General features: G+C 44.3%; 18 protein-coding genes and 3 pseudogenes. 15 read left to right on the forward strand and 6 right to left on the reverse strand.

What is annotated here, in order from left to right; genetic code table 11:
* Nucleotides 1–43 precede the first annotated feature (43 nt).
* Nucleotides 44–298: a hypothetical protein gene (locus V7K31_RS12620; protein WP_335094681.1), complete on the forward strand. Its 255-nt coding sequence runs from the start codon at nt 44–46 to the stop codon at nt 296–298.
* A gap of 156 nt (nt 299–454) precedes the next feature.
* Nucleotides 455–760, forward strand: coding sequence for a small RNA NsiR4-regulated ssr1528 family protein (locus V7K31_RS12625; protein ID WP_335094682.1), 306 nt, complete (start codon nt 455–457; stop codon nt 758–760).
* A gap of 114 nt (nt 761–874) precedes the next feature.
* Here V7K31_RS12625 and V7K31_RS12630 read toward each other — a convergent pair whose 3' ends face one another.
* Entirely contained in the window at nt 875–1618 is a 744-nt protein-coding gene (locus V7K31_RS12630; protein ID WP_335094683.1) for an SDR family oxidoreductase, read from the reverse strand.
* A gap of 96 nt (nt 1619–1714) precedes the next feature.
* Here V7K31_RS12630 and V7K31_RS12635 point away from each other — a divergent pair, with 96 nt between their 5' ends.
* Nucleotides 1715–2620, forward strand: a complete 906-nt coding sequence (locus V7K31_RS12635; protein ID WP_335094684.1) for an AraC family transcriptional regulator — start codon at nt 1715–1717, stop codon at nt 2618–2620.
* Here V7K31_RS12635 and V7K31_RS12640 read toward each other — a convergent pair.
* A complete protein-coding gene (locus V7K31_RS12640) occupies nt 2593–2847 on the reverse strand; it encodes a hypothetical protein (protein ID WP_335094685.1) in 255 nt (84 codons plus the stop codon). The genes V7K31_RS12635 and V7K31_RS12640 overlap by 28 nt on opposite strands.
* A 312-nt stretch (nt 2848–3159) precedes the next feature.
* On the opposite strand from V7K31_RS12640, the gene V7K31_RS12645 reads away from it, so the two are divergent.
* Nucleotides 3160–4122 carry an aldo/keto reductase gene (locus tag V7K31_RS12645; RefSeq protein WP_335094686.1) on the forward strand — a complete coding sequence of 321 codons (963 nt, stop codon included), beginning with the start codon at nt 3160–3162 and terminating at the stop codon, nt 4120–4122.
* 252 nt (nt 4123–4374) lie between these two features.
* On the opposite strand, the pseudogene V7K31_RS12650 reads toward V7K31_RS12645, so the two are convergent.
* The 3 genes and pseudogenes from V7K31_RS12650 to V7K31_RS12660 form a co-directional block, all read right to left on the reverse strand.
* Nucleotides 4375–4848 (reverse strand): annotated as a pseudogene (locus V7K31_RS12650) (RAMP superfamily CRISPR-associated protein); the annotation flags it as partial.
* Between the two features lie 123 nt (nt 4849–4971).
* Entirely contained in the window at nt 4972–5349 is a 378-nt protein-coding gene (locus tag V7K31_RS12655; RefSeq protein WP_335094687.1) for a hypothetical protein, read from the reverse strand.
* Between the two features lie 654 nt (nt 5350–6003).
* Nucleotides 6004–6234: pseudogene (locus tag V7K31_RS12660) on the reverse strand (FAD-dependent oxidoreductase); the annotation flags it as partial.
* A gap of 39 nt (nt 6235–6273) precedes the next feature.
* Here V7K31_RS12660 and V7K31_RS31865 point away from each other — a divergent pair.
* The 9 genes from V7K31_RS31865 (at nt 6274) to V7K31_RS12700 (ending at nt 14450) form a co-directional block, all read left to right on the forward strand.
* Entirely contained in the window at nt 6274–6465 is a 192-nt protein-coding gene (locus tag V7K31_RS31865; protein ID WP_442941273.1) for a hypothetical protein, read from the forward strand.
* A gap of 133 nt (nt 6466–6598) precedes the next feature.
* On the forward strand, nt 6599–7441 hold the full coding sequence (locus V7K31_RS12665) for a YaaW family protein (RefSeq protein WP_335094688.1): 843 nt from the start codon (nt 6599–6601) through the stop codon (nt 7439–7441).
* Nucleotides 7423–8853, forward strand: coding sequence for an O-antigen ligase family protein (locus V7K31_RS12670; RefSeq protein ID WP_335094689.1), 1431 nt, complete (start codon nt 7423–7425; stop codon nt 8851–8853). The genes V7K31_RS12665 and V7K31_RS12670 overlap by 19 nt, the downstream gene beginning before the upstream one ends.
* 824 nt (nt 8854–9677) lie before the next feature.
* Nucleotides 9678–10196, forward strand: a complete 519-nt coding sequence (locus V7K31_RS12675) for a hypothetical protein (RefSeq protein ID WP_335094690.1) — start codon at nt 9678–9680, stop codon at nt 10194–10196.
* A gap of 441 nt (nt 10197–10637) precedes the next feature.
* Nucleotides 10638–11159, forward strand: coding sequence for a Ycf51 family protein (locus V7K31_RS12680; protein WP_335094691.1), 522 nt, complete (start codon nt 10638–10640; stop codon nt 11157–11159).
* 205 nt (nt 11160–11364) lie between these two features.
* A complete protein-coding gene (locus V7K31_RS12685; RefSeq protein ID WP_335094692.1) occupies nt 11365–11529 on the forward strand; it encodes a hypothetical protein in 165 nt (54 codons plus the stop codon).
* Nucleotides 11530–11687: 158 nt separating this feature from the next.
* The gene (locus V7K31_RS12690; protein ID WP_335094693.1) at nt 11688–12881 is read left to right on the forward strand and encodes an iron-containing alcohol dehydrogenase family protein; all 1194 of its coding nucleotides are present in this window, start codon (nt 11688–11690) and stop codon (nt 12879–12881) included.
* The gene (locus tag V7K31_RS12695; RefSeq protein ID WP_335094694.1) at nt 12878–14110 is read left to right on the forward strand and encodes an aspartate aminotransferase; all 1233 of its coding nucleotides are present in this window, start codon (nt 12878–12880) and stop codon (nt 14108–14110) included. Before V7K31_RS12690 ends, V7K31_RS12695 begins: the two co-directional genes overlap by 4 nt.
* 85 nt (nt 14111–14195) lie before the next feature.
* Nucleotides 14196–14450: a hypothetical protein gene (locus V7K31_RS12700; protein WP_335094695.1), complete on the forward strand. Its 255-nt coding sequence runs from the start codon at nt 14196–14198 to the stop codon at nt 14448–14450.
* A gap of 207 nt (nt 14451–14657) precedes the next feature.
* Here the strand turns inward: V7K31_RS12700 and V7K31_RS12705 are convergent.
* Nucleotides 14658–15806: pseudogene (locus V7K31_RS12705) on the reverse strand (ScyD/ScyE family protein).
* Nucleotides 15807–16152: 346 nt separating this feature from the next.
* On the opposite strand from V7K31_RS12705, the gene V7K31_RS12710 reads away from it, so the two are divergent.
* A complete protein-coding gene (locus V7K31_RS12710) occupies nt 16153–16335 on the forward strand; it encodes a hypothetical protein (protein WP_335094696.1) in 183 nt (60 codons plus the stop codon).
* A 119-nt stretch (nt 16336–16454) separates the two neighbouring features.
* A complete protein-coding gene (locus V7K31_RS12715) occupies nt 16455–17006 on the forward strand; it encodes a hypothetical protein (protein WP_335094697.1) in 552 nt (183 codons plus the stop codon).
* Nucleotides 17007–17039: the final 33 nt, after the last annotated feature.

Below are 17039 nucleotides of genomic sequence, written 5' to 3' on the forward strand. Positions count from 1 at the left end.
GAATAAAGGAATAAAGGAATAAAGGAAAAATGACTAATGACTAATGACAAAAAATAGAATTTTAATTTGCACTTTTTTGGCGCTGTCATCAGGTTTTTTTGGTGCTTACACCAGTGGGCAAATTACCATAATGCTGCATAGCCAAAAGTGTCAAAACCAACCTTGGGGTTTAAAGGAGATGTGCAACGCTTGGATAACACCGGGAGCAATATGGCAAGGTAGCACAACAGGACTATGGACAGGCACTATCTTAGGGGCGTTTGCTGGGGGTTTGGTGACGCGACAAATTCGTAATTAGCCTTGGCGGAAGGTCATTCGCCAGTTTTGAACCGCCCTTTTAACCTTAATTTGACACAAATGCCCACCTGTGCGTCCATAGCAAAAAAGCTAGTAAGTAGCGTTGGTGTCAGTAAGACTGGTAAAATCTACCCGTAGCGAATAAGAGCAAATCACCATGCCTACTGAAACTAACCCAGGGAATCAAACTACCACAGGTGCTGATGCTATTGATGAAGCGATCGCACAGGGAATCGATTTTGATGGTTCTGCAATTCCCCCTGCCAAGCTAGAACTTTATGGTAAAGTCATGGCGCTAGAAGGCAATAGACAGAGGAGTGGCGTATCTAATACGATGCGATCGCGCATTGTGCGAATTGGCGCAAAACACATTCCCCAACCAGAACTCGACCAATTACTTGTAGATGCTGGTTTCGCACCCCTAAAAGAGAAAGAAATTGCCTTTTTTTATAGCGGAAAATAAATATCGCAGCACGGCAAAGTCAGGTTGTATTGCACCCAACTAAGAACCGCTATAGCAAGAGCGATTCGTATGCCTCATAATCCACAGCGACCAGTAAAAGGCCGGAGTCTAGGTTCAGCATGACTCGGCCAATACCACGGCGTCAGCGCCCGCTGGAATGCGAAGCGGCGACGATGGATCGTTCGCCGCGCGCCACACCGCTTCCGCAACGTCCAGCGCCCGAGTGACCGCAGACGAGTTCCCCATTCCCGCGAAGACACTTTGTGCAAAGCCGGCGTACGCCTCGGGGATGCCACCCTGCATCCGGGACTGTGCGTTTTTACTAAAGGGTGTCTCTGGAGCCTCTCCCGGTATCACCAAGTTCACACGCACATTGAATGGCTGGAGTTCTAGCGCAAGAGACTCGGTGAACGCGTTGACCGCAGCCTTGCTCGCCGTGTACACCGAAAGTAGAGGAAGCGGCTTCAACGTCGTACTCGACGTGACGTTCACGATGACACCTGCTTTCCGTTGTCTGAACTGAGGCAACACCGCCTGAGTCATTGCCATCGTACCAAGAGTGTTCGCCTCGAAGACCGCGCGCACGGTCTCCATCGAAGTGCCTTCGAGCACACCCATCAACCCAATACCTGCGTTGTTGACCAGGACATCGATCGGCCCTGCGGCCTCCACTGCCAGACGAATGCTTTCCGGTTCGGTCACATCGAGAGTGAGCACGCGTAGACGTTCGGAACGTGGCAGAACGTCCTCGCGCGGCGTGCGCATCGTAGCGACGACCTTCCAATCGCGATTGAGGAAGTACTGGGCGGTTTCGAGGCCGAACCCGGACGAACATCCGGTGATTAGGACGGTTTTCATGGAGACTCCTTCTGATTTGAACTACCGATACTATAGACAGCCACATCAGGACTTGCAATAATCAGGGGTACAAGTTTCATTTGCAGGAGTCCAAATATGGTCGATCCGCTCGCGGAGGTTGTTACGATGCTCCAACCGGAGACCCCACTCTCGAAGATTGTCAGTGGTACGGGTGGATGGAGTGTTCGCCGCTCTGAGTACGGACGACCCTTTTTCTGCGTGATCCTTGACGGATCCTGTCGCCTTGCGGTCGATGGACACGAACCGATCACCCTTCGGGAGAGCGACTTTGTCCTGCTCCCTTCGGCCTCAAGCTTTACGATGTCAGGTCTTGAGCCGGCGACACCCGAGAAAATCAATCCCTCGACTGTCTCTTTGCTTCATGGCGAGGTAAGACATGGCATTCAAAGCGGCTTGCCTGACGTTCGGCTGCTGGTTGGCTACTGCGTCTTTGGTTCGCCGGACGCGGCCTTGCTGGTTTCGCTCATCCCGCAACTCGTTCATGTTCGCGGCGAGAGGAGGCTGGGCACCATCGTGCAGCTTGTTGGAGAAGAATCTCGCGAGATGCGGCCCGCGCGTGATGTCATCCTAGCACGCCTTCTGGAGGTTCTTCTCATCGAAGCCCTCCGATCCACGGCGGGGACTGCGGCCTCGCCCGGCCTCGTGCGTGGGCTTGCCGACGAACGCCTCGCCCTCGCGATCCGACAAATGCACGAAAGTCCGACCCAGTCCTGGACGGTTGCGCAGTTGGCGAAAGTGGCAGTCCTCTCTCGCTCGGCGTTCTTCGAGCGATTCCGCCGCGCAGTGGGCGTTGCCCCGATGGAGTACCTGCTCGCTTGGCGCATGGTCATGGCCAAGAATATGCTGCGGCGCAAACAAGGTGGCGTCGCTGAAATTGCGGAACGCGTCGGCTACGGCTCCGCAAGCGCGTTCAGCGTCGCATTCACCCGCTATGTCGGACTACCGCCAACGCGTTATGCACGAGAGCAGGTGGAATCGTAGCGCACATTACGGTGCGAACCCTGTCGTCCCGATAGATCGCCCATGCTCAAGGCAGACGCATAGAGAACTTCACTCGTGTTGAGACATTTGGCGCCAATGCGGCGAACGGCACCAACGATGTGAATTGGGTCAAAGTAACCGTCAATCCCCGTAGCCGAGAAGTATTTTCCTACCAGCCACTGATTGTTCCCGGCAATCGAGTCGCGGTTCCGTCTCCTTAACGCCACGCAGGTTTTAATTGTTGGGAACTGCAAACATAAAAGCCCAAAACTAAAATTTTGAGTTCTTATCGAATAGCCCAAACTTTGATTTTTCGGTAGGAGCAATTCATGAATTGCCCCTACTATATTTAGTTTTACGTTAGTCCTATCTTTACCTCACACATTTCTAATTGCCATCCCTATTTTGGCTTCTTCAGTATTTTCCCGATCGGTTCAGAAACTGTATCTTCAGCAAGATATTCTCAACTTTCCCTTGCATTTTGAATTGGCACACAGCTATATGTACTTAAAGTAATAGCTGAAAGACTTGGAGAACACATGTCAGGAACTACGCCAAATTCAGAAATGCAATACCGAGTTCTGGGCAGTACAGGAGAAAAAGTTTCTGCAATTGGATTGGGTGGTTGGCACATCGCCTTGAAGCACGTTGATGAGCAACTGGGTATCCGAATTGTGAGAACAGCGATTGATCGCGGCATCACCTTTATGGATAACAGTTGGGATTACAACGATGGAGTTAGCGAGATTCGCATGGGAAAAGCGCTGCGCGATCGCTACCGAGACAAAGTGTTCCTGATGACGAAAATTGACGGCCGCTCTAAGAAAGAAGCCGCAAGACAGCTAGACGAATCTCTTCAACGCCTGCAAGTTGATTGCATCGATCTTGTGCAGCATCACGAAATCATTCGGTATGAAGATCCGCATCGAGTTTTTGACAAAGAAGGGGCGAATGCTGCCTTAATTGAGGCGCAAGAAGCTGGCAAAATTCGATATATTGGCTTCACTGGGCACAAAGATCCCCATGTTCATCTGCATATGCTGGAAGTTGCAGCCACTCACGGGTTTAAATTTGATACAGTGCAGATGCCGCTCAATGTGATGGATGCCCACTACCGGAGCTTTGCAAAGCTGGTTGTACCAGAACTTGTTAAACAAAACATCGGCGTTCTGGGGATGAAAAGCCTAGCAAACGGTATTCTTTTACGATCAAATACTGTAACGCCAATTGAGTGTTTACACTATGCTTTAAATCTGCCGACATCGGTTGTGATTACCGGAATTGACAGCATGGAGATTTTAGAGCAAGCGTTTGAAGCAGTGCGGACGTTCCAGCCAATGAACGACCAGCAGGTGCAATCGCTCTTAGCAAAAACAGCAGAAGCGGCATCACGCGGCGAGTTTGAGCCATTCAAAACTTCATCAATTTTCGACAGCACTGCCCAAAATCCAGATTGGCTGGGAGAGGAGCCACAGCGCATCCAACAATTGATGTCAGCGTAATCCCAGAGCAGATTGTATTGATTGATGTGTGATGCCAGAGCTAACGTAGTCTAGAAGATTAGCGATCGCACTTGTTTTTCTCAAAAACGTATGTTATGTCCTGCGTTGACTACTAATTGAGTATGCTACCACTGATATCTTTCTGGTTTCATGACTTGGATCTACCTGCAAATCACGGATGAAAGTGTGAATCTTGGGATAGCATTCGCCTAAGTCGTCTGGGTTTTGTACCAGAATTAAATCTCGTTTTTTTTGAAAGCGATCGCCATGTTTGAGCAAGTAATATGCGATCGCAGTTCTAATTGCCCCTTTAATCGACGAACCGGGGATATATAGCTGTCCCATGCCATTGCGAATCATCGGACGCAAATCGGTGATCCGATCATCTGTCAGCTTTTGGCTAATGGCGTTTTTAGGGAAAATCAACTCTCCCTTGGGATCAGTCGTATTCTACCACTGTTCTCCGAAAGCATCTTTGAGTAGGTTGCTTATATCAAGGCGATCGCTAATTGCTTGGATGTAGTCATTGAGAAATCTACCACCTTTATTCTGAAGGGCTTTGGCAAGGGCTTGTTGGTTGGGAAGGTAAACTTTTTTAGATGTTTGCACATATTCAAAGGGGTTTAACCTCGATACTGACGAACCAATACGCAAGACAGGGCTAGTTAGCTGTATCTTTTTTGACTCGTAAACTTCGAGCTTTTTGAGAGCAATAGAGGCAAGTATTTTAGATTTTAGACTTGTACTTTGATAGGTAGGCTTATGTTCATCATCTAGTTTTAGAAGGCAATCTAAAGCAGCAAACGGTTTCAGGTGCTAAATTATCAAATTTAGATGCGCGTCAGCTTATTAACCAAACCAGTGAGAAGGTTCACAAGCTGGTTCAACTGTTTCACAAACATGATTCCTAATCCAATCTGACTTTTCTTGAACGATTAAACAAATGCCTTGGTGAATCAAATTTTGTAAATGTAGTTGCTGCTCAAAGGGTTTACGAGGCAACTCGTAATAAGCCAAGCTTCCTTGTTCAGCCTCTGCTAGCGGAATTTGTCCGTCAGGCATCATGCTGTAAAAGGAGGGAATGCGGTTCAGGACGAAAGCAATTAGCTCTTGACGTAAGTCAGGAATCGCAAAGGCTTGTTGATATGGATGGGATGGATATGTACCCAAAATGCTTTCAATCTCTCCTACTACTGATTGCTGTGTTAAATTGACTACCGGTTTCATGATTTTTAAACTCCTTTTTTAATCCAGTCAATGGTTGGTAAAGAAAACAACTTTTTTAGATATCAACGTCGTCATGCCAATCAGTTAGAAGTAATTCAACTGATATATGCAATAGACCCTAAAACTAGCCTTTTATCTTGGTAAAATATCAGACATTTGGCTTTGCTTATTTTAGTTAAGGTTTATACTGGTTCACAGCATGACTTATTAAAACAGCGTCCAATAAGCTGGTAAGTTACCGATATTTTCTATTTATAATCCTAATTATTTAAATTTTCTGCCTTTTTGGCAGAAATCTACATAAAATGCAGCATCAAGGCTAGGGGATCAAAATTAACCGCAATAAAACTACTTGAATTAGGAACAAGTTTTTAATGAAGTTAAGCTTTTTTGGCAATTTACATCACTTTTAGATTAGCTGCAAAATTTGCTGTTGCATCTAAAAAACTTATTTGTTGCACATTTATTTAGTAAGTCATAAAAATAGCGACTCACTATAGTGCAAAATCAGTCTAGCCACAGATGAAAGAATCAGGTAAAAACGTTTAAAAAGTTCACATTATCTAAAGGTAGATGATGCAATTGATTATTAATTTCATCAGCCGCAGCTAATCCAGAAAGCATTGCACCTTCTACAAGATTGCCGCCACACCAATGGCGCGATCGCAATATCTCCACAAAACGTCCGAACAATTCCCCCTTTGGCTTCAGGTAACAAGCCCCATGATCCGCCCAAGTTCCATGCAAGCGGCGTGTAGCCAGTCTTCCTCCCAAACCACGGGACTTGTCCACCACTAGCACCGAATATCCAGCTTGACTTAACTGCTGGACGCAGACTAAACCGGCCATTCCCGCACCAATCACTGCAATATCAATAAGATCAATGAAATTACACCCATAATTGAATCTGTTGGTGCCAGTGTCATCAATCTATCTCCTTATTCCCCAGATTTCAATCCCATTGAACATTGGTGGTCACAGCTTAAAGCTTTTATCAAAACTTTTTCTCCAAAAACTACTCAAATGGTGGATGTATTGATTGCAGTTGCTTTAAACCTCATCAATCCTATGCACCTGCGAAATTGGTTTGCTAACTGCTGCTACTGTACTTCATGATTCAGGAAAGTGCTGTATTAGTCATTAGTCATTAGTATTAGTTATTATCAAAGGACAAAATTACTACTAATGACTGCTGAAGGCTAATAGTAGAATAAGGTACAGAAAGCTGCACGGAACGGAGGAAGGGAAATTGGATGAAATGAGGGCGGCGCTAGAGTTAGCGACCGAAGAAGAATTGCAAGACTTAACGGCAATTCTATTTAGTCGTAAGTTCAATCCCCTAGACTATGTACACACACCCGAACCTATCGAAGTACAAAGCCAAGACCGCAAAGCTTGGCTAGACTCACTAGAGCGTCGCTTTCGCTTTTTGGCGGCAGATGGGATAACGGTATTGCGGGGACGCACAGGGCAGGTAACTTATCGACAAGCCTTAGTTCAAGTATGTAAGTATCTAAAAATTCCCTATTCTAATCAGCTGGCAACTATTGATTTAGAAGCAGAAGTATTTTTACATCTGTTAGGACAGGTGTGGAAAAAATTGCCTGAACAGGAAAAGCAAAAATTGACTGTACAGGTGCAGCGTCAGCTGCTCAAATCAGAACTAAAACAACCGCTACCACTTTTATTGCAACGTGACCCCTTGGGGTTACTTTTCAAAGGCGGTAGTGCGATCGCTGTTACTTCGATGCTCCAACCACTTGTACTTAAGCAAATTGCCCGTCAATTTGCCATCCACTTTGCTACCTATGAAGTAGCCAGACAAGCGGCGATTACAGGCTCAGAAGCAGCTGCAACGCAATTTCAAAGCTATGTAACTATGCAAATGGCGCAACGTGGTATGAGTGTGAGTGCAGCTCGTTATGGGGCAACCCGCACGATGTTTGCTGTGATTGGGCCGATAATGTGGACTTGGTTTTTTGCAGATTTAGGGTGGAGAGCGATCGCCACTAACTATGGTCGGATCATCCCTACCATCTTCGCCCTAGCTCAAATTCGCCTCACTCGTGAGGAATGTTGGGAGCCAGCTTGAACAAAGTTTTTGACTATTTCAAGCCTCGTTGGCAATCTTCTTGGAACTACTCTCTATGGGGACTCTTAATCTTTCCATTGAGTCCTTTCTTGGGGGCTGTGACTATAGGTATTGTCTCATTAATAACTTTGCTGAAACAATACCGCAAAATTAGTCGCCGCCCCCTCAACAGGGGATTTGCCCTTTTGAGTGTGTTGCTGATCGTGACTGCTGGGTTTGCCCAAGACAAGACACCAGCTTTTGTCGGCTTATTTAATTTATTACCATTCTTTTTAGTTTTCGCTGCTCATAGCACTCTGATTCAAACATTTGTTCAATTGCGGCAAATGGCTTGGATTTTGGTGATCGCTTCCATGCCAGTGATAATTATCGGTTTGGGACAGTTATTTTTGGGCTGGAGTTTGAAGTTCGAGATTTTGTGGATTGTCTTTGCTTGGACGATCAGACCAGGAGGAAATCCACCAGGTCGCATCGCTTCACTTTTCATGCACGCTAACACCTTCGCTGCTTATCTAGCGATAGTTTTTATCCTTGGTCTAGGGTTGTGGCTCGAACAATGGCGATTAAGTATGGGGCAGGGGGCATGGGGCATCGGGCATCGGGCATGGGGCATTAGTTATTCTCCCCTTGCTCCCTCGTCTCCCCCACTCCCTACTCCCCATTACCCCTTATCCCCAGAGGGGACCCCACCTTCCCCACTCCCCCTCCTCTTCCTAACCGTGGCAGTGATTACAAATTTCATTGCCTTGATTTTCACCGACTCACGGAATGGGTGGGCGATCGCTATTTTTGCCTGTTTAGCTTATGCACTGTACCAAGGTTGGCGCATTCTTGTGGGCGGTGTCGCTGCGATCGTTTCTAGCGTGCTTTTGGCAGCTTTTGCGCCCTCGCCCGTCGCTCAATTTTTTCGTCAGTACATTCCTGCCTTCTTTTGGGCAAGGTTAAATGACGATATGTATCCAGATAGACCAGTTGCTTTAATGCGAAAAACTCAGTGGGAGTTTGCCTGGTCTTTAGCTGAGGAACATCCTTGGACTGGCTGGGGCTTATGCAGTTTTAGTGGACTCTACAAAGCGCAGATGCAGATTTCCTTGGGTCATCCCCATAACTTGTTTTTGATGTTATCTGCTGAAACTGGTTTTCCGAGTACTTTTTTATTTTGTGGCTTACTCACTTGGATTTTGATTATAGGTGTCCAATTACTGCGAAAGTCAAAATATATAAATACACAAGACAGATTGATATTTTTCAGTTATCTTTTGGCTTTTGTGGCGTGGGTTCTATTCAATACAGTAGACGTAACTCTATTCGAGTTGCGTTTGAATACGCTCTCATGGTTAATTTTGGCTGCCATTTGTGGAGTAGTACATCGTTATAACCAACAAGACAGGCTTGCATCTCATTCAAATTAACGTGAGTTCGACGAACTTCTCCGATTCGTAGAGAGATGTTTGGCCAGGGCTGTATCTTAACTTAGTGCCATTCCTCTTAGAGGTCTTTTGATTCAAGTCAGTTATATCATGTCCGCCAGATTACCCATACCATAATAAAAGAACCCCACCTCTTAATCCCCTAAGAGCCGGCGGGGTGGGGTTCTTCGGGTTTAATAAGCAATCAAGGGGACATGATATTACAGCAGAATTCAAGTATTTGAACCACATCTGTCGTAGGGGCACAGCAATGCTCATTGGTGTCAACTTAAGCGCAAACCCTCTTAAAACCTCGTTTCAGCAAGAAGGCTGGAAATGCACTTCAATTGCGGCTCTGCCGCCAGTCTTGAGGCAGAGCCTCAGATTAGGCATTCCCAGTCGGAGACTGGGAACGAGATACGACTCTTGACGAGATAATCTATAAAAGCTGCTTCTAGATTGGCTTTCACGTTAAGTTGACACTAATGAGCAATGCTGTGCCCTTACTGCGTGGTCTATTTACCTGAAGGTAGCTGTAAGCACTGAGAGTAGCTATTAGTTGCTTTCCAGTGTATACACTCAGGACGCTCGGGTATTTTTAGTAAATAATATTACTATACAGCGTGACTAATACTTAATTAGTCACAGTTGCTGATTGTTGGGAAGGTGTAGGGAAAACCTTTTAGGTTTTTCCTGCATGACGGGCGTCTCTTGTAGATGCCCTTTTGTATATTTATTATTTTTCTTCAGTTAAGCACGATTTTAAAAAATATTGAATTTGACGGAATATCTGAAAAAAGTTTATCTTTCATAAAGGAACATCGAACATGATTGCTGAAATTAAACTAGGTCTTTGTAACCCGCCAGAACCTATCTATTTGTATGTGAAGAAAGGAGAATTAAGCGGGGAATCCTACCTGTGGTATAACTATGATATAAATAATAAAATCACTATTCCTGTGCAGAAAACAGGACTGACTGGGTATATATCAGAACTTAAATTAACGACGAAAGAATTTAAAGAAAAGGACAACGTTAAGTTAGACATCGTCATCAGAGCCGATGAAATTTATATTGTTAGAACTGGAATAGAAACGAACTTTGCTAAAAGTTTCCTTTTAGCTGTATCACTAGTGCAGGACTTTTCCAAGCCCCTGATTATCGCTGCAACTGCTGGAGAAGAGAATGTAGTTTTTTGTAACCTCTACGACGCGGCGACTAAAACCCGGATTGACTCCAAATGGAACAAAGATGCTGATTGGCTAGCAATCATTGATAGTATTCAAACTAAGTTGCAGACATCTAAAAATTCCCATATCGTCTCTGGTGAGCCAATACTGTTCTGAATTAGGACTTACGCACAAGTTACGGAATAACGAACCACAGAGGCGCAGAGAAGCCAGTGCGTTGCGGGGGTTCCCCCCGTTGTAGCAACTGGCGCGACACAGAGAAATCAGAGTTTGAGAGATATTTTGCGTAAGTCCTATGAATAACTGAGGAATTTGGAAAAGTAATACCAGTTTTAGCTATGGCTCTAAGCCTTGGCGGCGTTTTTCCTGGATGACTTGTTGTAGCTCATCTACTGTTTCAATTGTTCTGAGGTTGACTTCACTTCACCACTAAACTTAGGCTAAACGCAAGTTTAAACTTTATTATGACTGCGATCGCAGTCAATCGCGCCCAATATTTCTGATTAGCATTAGAGACTACGATAACCCTTATGGTGTACGCTCTCGGTAAAATGGGTGTGTCGGTAACGAAAAAAAGACGCATCCATAACCAACCTTATGCTCACAACAGCTAACTTTCTTCAGTACACCCAATGGTCAGGTATAGCTACCTTGGTATTTGCTGCCTTAGTAGTTTTGGCTTTTATTCTCAAATGGGGTATCCGCTTTCGCCTGGTGGGTACAACTGGCTTTATGCTAGTGCTGACGGCTGGTTTGTTTGGACTCTCGATAGTCCCCTTGAGCCGGACTGTGATTCCCGGAGCAGTCCGGTACACTCTAGTTTATGACAATGGGTCAACACAAGCGGTGATTGCCACATCACCCCAAATTACACCCACACAATTAGAAGCAACTTTACGTCAAGCAGCTAGTAATTTGTTTTCTTATGGTCGCTCAGGTACACAGGAAGACGACAATTTGACAGTTCGCGCCCGTACCATTGTCCACCCGGAAACAGGGATTTCTGTACCAGTTTACTTGGGTGAGGTCAAGCGATCGCTCCTTTCTCATCAAAATTCCCCAATCACAGTCGAAATTTATACAGACAATTTCGCCCAATTGCCAAAACCTACCGCTTAAGAGGAGCAGGGGGACAAAGAATAAGAATTAAATAACATACAACAATTTATGTCCCTGGCTTACCTCACCCTCAATCCCTCTCCTTATAAAGGAGAGGGAAGCTAGATAAAGGAGAGGGATAGTGAGACAGGATGAGGTTTTGCATTTTATTTAATCCACGTTCATAAGGGGATAGGGGGACAAGTTTCTTCCTTGTCTTTTCCCAATGCCCAATGCCCAATGCCTATTTACAGATTATCAATTCTCAATGGCTTTTCTTGAGAATCTGACAATGCTAATGTTAATTAATACGGTTATTCAAAACTTTGATAGTTGGGAATTTCAGGTGAATGGGCATCATAGATTCAAGCAACGTCGTCAAACTACTTAATCAGTCGGCAACAAGCTTTGTCTATTTGATTGCTTGGCTCAAATCCAAATCAGTCCGGTGGAAGCTTGGAGCCATCCAAAAACCAGCTTGGCAACAAGTATCCCCGATTGCCTGTCTATTAGTTTAAGAAATATCAAGGTTTTGGCAAACTAGATTATATGCCTAATAAACTTTCTACTCAACCTTCTTTGTCTACTCAAACCTCTAATTCATTATTTACGCTCACAGTTGCCCCAGCAAAAGTAATCCGTGGTTGTGGGGTGTTGCAAGCAGGCGCAGCAGAGATCGCCTATTTGGGAAGTCGTCCCTTAATTGTGGCAGGTGAGTCTACTCTCGCCATCAGCCGAAAAAATTTGCACCCAGTTTTAGAAACGCAACAGTTAGATACTGCCCAAGCTTCCTATGGTGTAGATTGCTGCGAAGCTAGCCTGAAATCTTTACAGAAGACGGCAAAAGAACATAAAGCTGATGTGATTATCGGTGTTGGTGGCGGCAAAGCCCTAGATACAGCGAAATTAGTCGCGCAGCAGTTACAGTTGCCAGTGGTGACAATTCCGACTTCCGGGGCTACCTGTGCAGCTTGGAGTGCTTTGTCAAATGTTTATTCGGAAGATGGGGCGTTTCTCTACGATGTGGGGCTGTCTCGTTGTCCCGATTTACTGATACTCGATTATGACTTGATTAAAACTGCACCACAACGTACTTTAGTAGCTGGAATTGGTGATGCGATCGCTAAATGGTATGAAGCCTCAGTTAGCAGTGGGCATTTGCAAGATACTTTAATTATTGCGGCGGTGCAACAAGCGCGAGTTTTGCGAGATATCTTGTTGCAAAAGTCAGCCGCCGCCCTGAAAGAACCAGGTAGTGAGATTTGGCAAGAAGTCGTAGACGCTACTGTTTTATTAGCTGGGGTAGTTGGGGGACTTGGAGGGGCGCAGTGTCGCACAGTTGCCGCCCATGCGGTGCATAATGGTTTAACGCACATTTCTGGACATGGCAGTATTCATGGCGAAAAGGTTGCTTTCGGAATTTTGGTGCAACTGCGTTTAGAAGAAATGCTCCAAGGCAATCAACTAGCCGCTTCGGCACGACAACAATTGTTAAAGTTCTACACAGAAATTGGACTACCCCAAAAATTAAGTGATTTGGGATTGGGCAATATCACATTAGGCGAGTTGCAAATAGCCACTGAAATTGCTCTAGTTCCTAATTCTGACATCCATCGACTACCATTTAAAGTCGCGCCAGAACAGTTGATGGCGGCAATGGTTTCTACCACTGCACCTATAGAGAGTAGAGATACTATGAGTCGAGTTTCGCCCAAGGGAATCAGTGACGAGGTTGAAGAATGAGTTTAAATTGGATTGTCCCAGCAGAACGCATACAAAAACTGCCACCTTATGTATTTGCCCGTTTAGATGAACTGAAAGCTAAAGCACGGGAACAAGGATTAGATTTAATTGATTTGGGTATGGGAAACCCCGATGGTGCAACGCCAGCACCAGTTGTAGAAGCTGCGATCGCTGCTTTAAGAGATCCCGCTAATCACGGTTATCCTCCTTTTGAAGGCACTGCTAGTTTCCGCCGTGCCATCACCAACTGGTATCATCGCCGTTATGGTGTGGTTCTCGATCCTGATAGCGAAGCCTTGCCACTGCTGGGTTCTAAAGAAGGATTAACCCATTTAGCGATCGCCTTCGTTAACCCTGGTGATTTAGTTCTGGTTCCTTCCCCAGCTTATCCCGCCCATTTCCGCGGCCCAGCGATCGCTGGCGGGAAAATCCACAGTTTGATTCTTAAACCAGAAAATGACTGGTTAATTGATTTAGCGGCGATTCCTGACGAGGTTGCAAAACAAGCTAAAATTCTCTATTTCAACTATCCCAGCAATCCCACTGCTGCCACCGCACCCCGTGAATTTTTTGAAGAAATCGTCGCTTTCGCCCGCAAATATGAAATTATGCTGGTGCATGATTTGTGTTATGCCGAGTTAGCTTTTGATGGTTATCAACCCACTAGCTTGTTAGAAATTCCTGGCGCGAAAGATATTGGTGTGGAATTTCACACCTTATCTAAAACCTACAATATGGCTGGTTGGCGCGTTGGGTTTGTCGTGGGTAATCGCCATATAATTCAAGGTTTGCGGACGCTGAAAACTAACTTGGATTACGGCATTTTTGCCGCCTTACAAACAGCAGCCGAAACAGCTTTACAACTGCCAGATGTGTATTTGCACGAGGTACAACAACGCTATCGTACCCGCCGCGATTTCCTGATTCAAGGATTAGGAGAGTTGGGTTGGGATATCCCCAAAACTAAGGCGACAATGTATCTTTGGGTGAAGTGTCCCGTTGGCGTTGGTTCCACGGATTTTGCCCTGAACGTATTGCAGCAAACAGGCGTTGTCCTGACTCCAGGTAATGCCTTTGGGGTTGCGGGTGAGGGTTATGTCAGGATCAGTTTGATTGCCGACTGCGATCGCTTGGGTGAAGCTTTACATCGCTTCAAGCAAGCTGGTATCCGCTATCAACCTGAAGTTGCACTCTCTCCATCAGAAGCGATCGCCGATCTCGTTAGTTGAATAGAGCAAGGAAACCCAACATTACATAACTCAAATTTTTGCTGATGATGTTTGATATCATGTAACAAAGTAAATAGAGTTAAAAATGATTGGTACTAATATTTACATCAGTCAAGAAACTCAAGAATCTCTAATTAAAGCTGCTGCTTTAAAAGAGATATCTGTTCAAGAACTAGCTACTTCTATTCTGAAGCAAAGTATTCAAGAAAAGTTTGGGCAAATTAGCTATTCTTCCGAGAATCAAGGCAAATTTGCCATTAATCCTCTTGTAAAAATGCAACCCTATGCTTATTTGGCAGATCCAAATGAACCCGTTATTTCTCCTGATGATTGGGAATAGAATTATAGTTTCAACAGCAAGAGTTTATGATGTTCCTTTGGTGAGTGTAGATGAAAAAATACTTGCCTATTCTGATGTAAAAAGAATTCTGCCTTGATGTTAAGTGCGTGTCGCTGATGTTATGGGGTAGGCATTGCGCTCAAAAATGCGACTCGCCGATAGCGCAGCCTTAGCAAGTCCGCGAGCGTCTTGATTCTGAATTCTTCTTCAATTAGGGAATAATTTATTTTCTGGAAGTCCCTTAAGTCGTTTGGCTTTACCATTTTGCAACAAAGTAACGCTCGCAGTGCCAAGAAGCGCTAATAAGCTCAAAGTAGAAGTAGATTCAGGAACAGACTTGGGATTCTCAATTTTGAGAACTTGTCCAAGTCCAGGGCGATCGCCTCGGTTTGTCACATAAATATCACCATCAGCACCAATAGTCAAAGCAGTAGGAGACTCTAGTCCATTGCCACTAAGAATAGTTGTGCGAGTTCCATCGGTCGCTATTTTAATCACAGAACCATCTAGATTACCTTTCCAGAGTGACTGATTAGCGTATTGCAAAGCATATAAATTACCCTCAGGATCAAAAGCTAAGTCAGTAAGTTGGGTAAAGCCATCAGTATAGACTGTAGGTTCACGATCAGAACCAATTCGATAGATTTTTGCTTTACCTTCTGGAAAAGGAAAACCAGTTAATTGGCTAATATAATAAGCACCATCTGGGCCTTTGGCGACATTTGTGGGTACTGCTTGGATTTCAAATGGCGATGACGATGCACCAGAGGGAAAAACTGGATTAGTTAATGTCTGCCGGGGAATTGTGGCGATCGCGTTCAAATTACTTCCATCAGTCCCTAGACTAAATAAGTCATTGGCACCCGCATCAACTGCAACAATATTATTTCCCTGTAAAAGAAGAGAGAAGGGATTACTAATTACATCGCCTTTATCAGGATTATTTGCAAGTTCATAATTAGCTAAATCAGCAACACTACTCCAGGAATTTGTATTGAAATTAGCAGTGATGATTTTTCCTAAGTCAGTGTTACCTAATCTGACGCGAAATGTGGGATTTTAACCATATCCAACCGCAATATAAGGCTTGCCAGTAGCATCAAATTTGACATCCTGAGGACCGGAAGTATCAGTACCATCTGGTAGTGCTAAAGAAGGAAGTCCTGTAAGTATAGGTTTTTGAATACCATTTTCAATTTTTGTCACTGCACCAGTTGTGCCATAACATAAAAATTGGTTTTCAACGCTCGGTGAAGGAACACAAGCTCCACCTCCGCCTGTTCCTGCTTCTGTAACGTAGAGACTCCCGTCAGGGCCAAAAGTTAGACCCCGTGGATTATTAAGACCATCAGCAATTACTGAAAACTATGCCGCCTCTGCTGCTTTCATTCCTGAAAAAGCCGCAATACAAACACTCAAAAATGTAATCCCAAATTGCTTTAGTTCCATTAGACTTAGACGCATCCGAAAATTAAATTTGCCTAAAGGTAAAGATAGAATATATCGGGAGCATCTCAATGAATGTAAAAAGCCTTCTAAAACCTCACCCCAACCCTCTGGGATGCTTTGGAGAAGGAGCAAGAATCTTGTTTCTCATCTGGATATATTTGCAAAACTGAGATGCTCCCGAATATATCCAGATGAAATCTGAATTTCATAATTTTGAGTCAGATTATACCATTTTAAAAAATATTTGCAACACATGAAAAACTCCATCCCCTTGTGGGTGGAGTTTTTGGGCATGGGGAATGGGGCATGGGGAAGAATCACCAATGCCCAATGCCCGAAGTCGGCGGGCGGCTATCCCTCTCCACCCACAAGGGGATGGAGTTTCTGGCCGACTTTCAATAAACTTTCCAACGGATTTCGCAATTTTAAAGAATAAAAGAGCAAGATTTCTGGCGATTTGAAAAACTATCCGGATTTACCGACAAAGCAGTGTAATTACTAATTACAGAGTGTGATAATAATTACAACACTATTTGATTTATTAAAAATAATTTTATGTTATCTAATTTAGATTTAGTTCGAGAATTTGTAAACAACTCTATCGAGAAAAAAGATATTTTATTGGCAAATCGTTCTTTAACAGCACAAACAGTTCATAATATTAGCAATCTGGCAACAAAAGCTGAAGGCGTAATTGCCACTGCCCAACTAAATACCACATCAACTGAATTCTTGATTTTGTCCCACTCATCCCATTGGGAATTACTGAATCAGACTTTACCAGAATGCAATTATCTCCTTAAAGGAAACATAGATAGTCGTGGTTTCTATCGGTATCAATACTCCCAAATACCTAAAAACTATAAGTTGCAATGTACTAAATCTGTCGTTTTATGGCAAACTTGGTGGAAATATCGCAAGAATGCTTTACAACTAGGAATTCCATTGGATCTTTTAATCCAGACAAGAGATACATGGTATCCAATCAGAGATTTAATCATTAGTGATGGACTTCTGTATGTCAAAACTTTAGGAAATGAGATAGAAATTCATGCAGATGACTTAGTGATTTGGTTAAGCAAAATTGAAGTAAATTCTCAAAATTAGTTATTTTTCATTGCTTAAAGCACAAGTATTTTG

Origin of the sequence: Nostoc sp. (assembly GCF_036917675.1) — a bacterium.
GTDB lineage: Bacteria > Cyanobacteriota > Cyanobacteriia > Cyanobacteriales > Nostocaceae > Nostoc.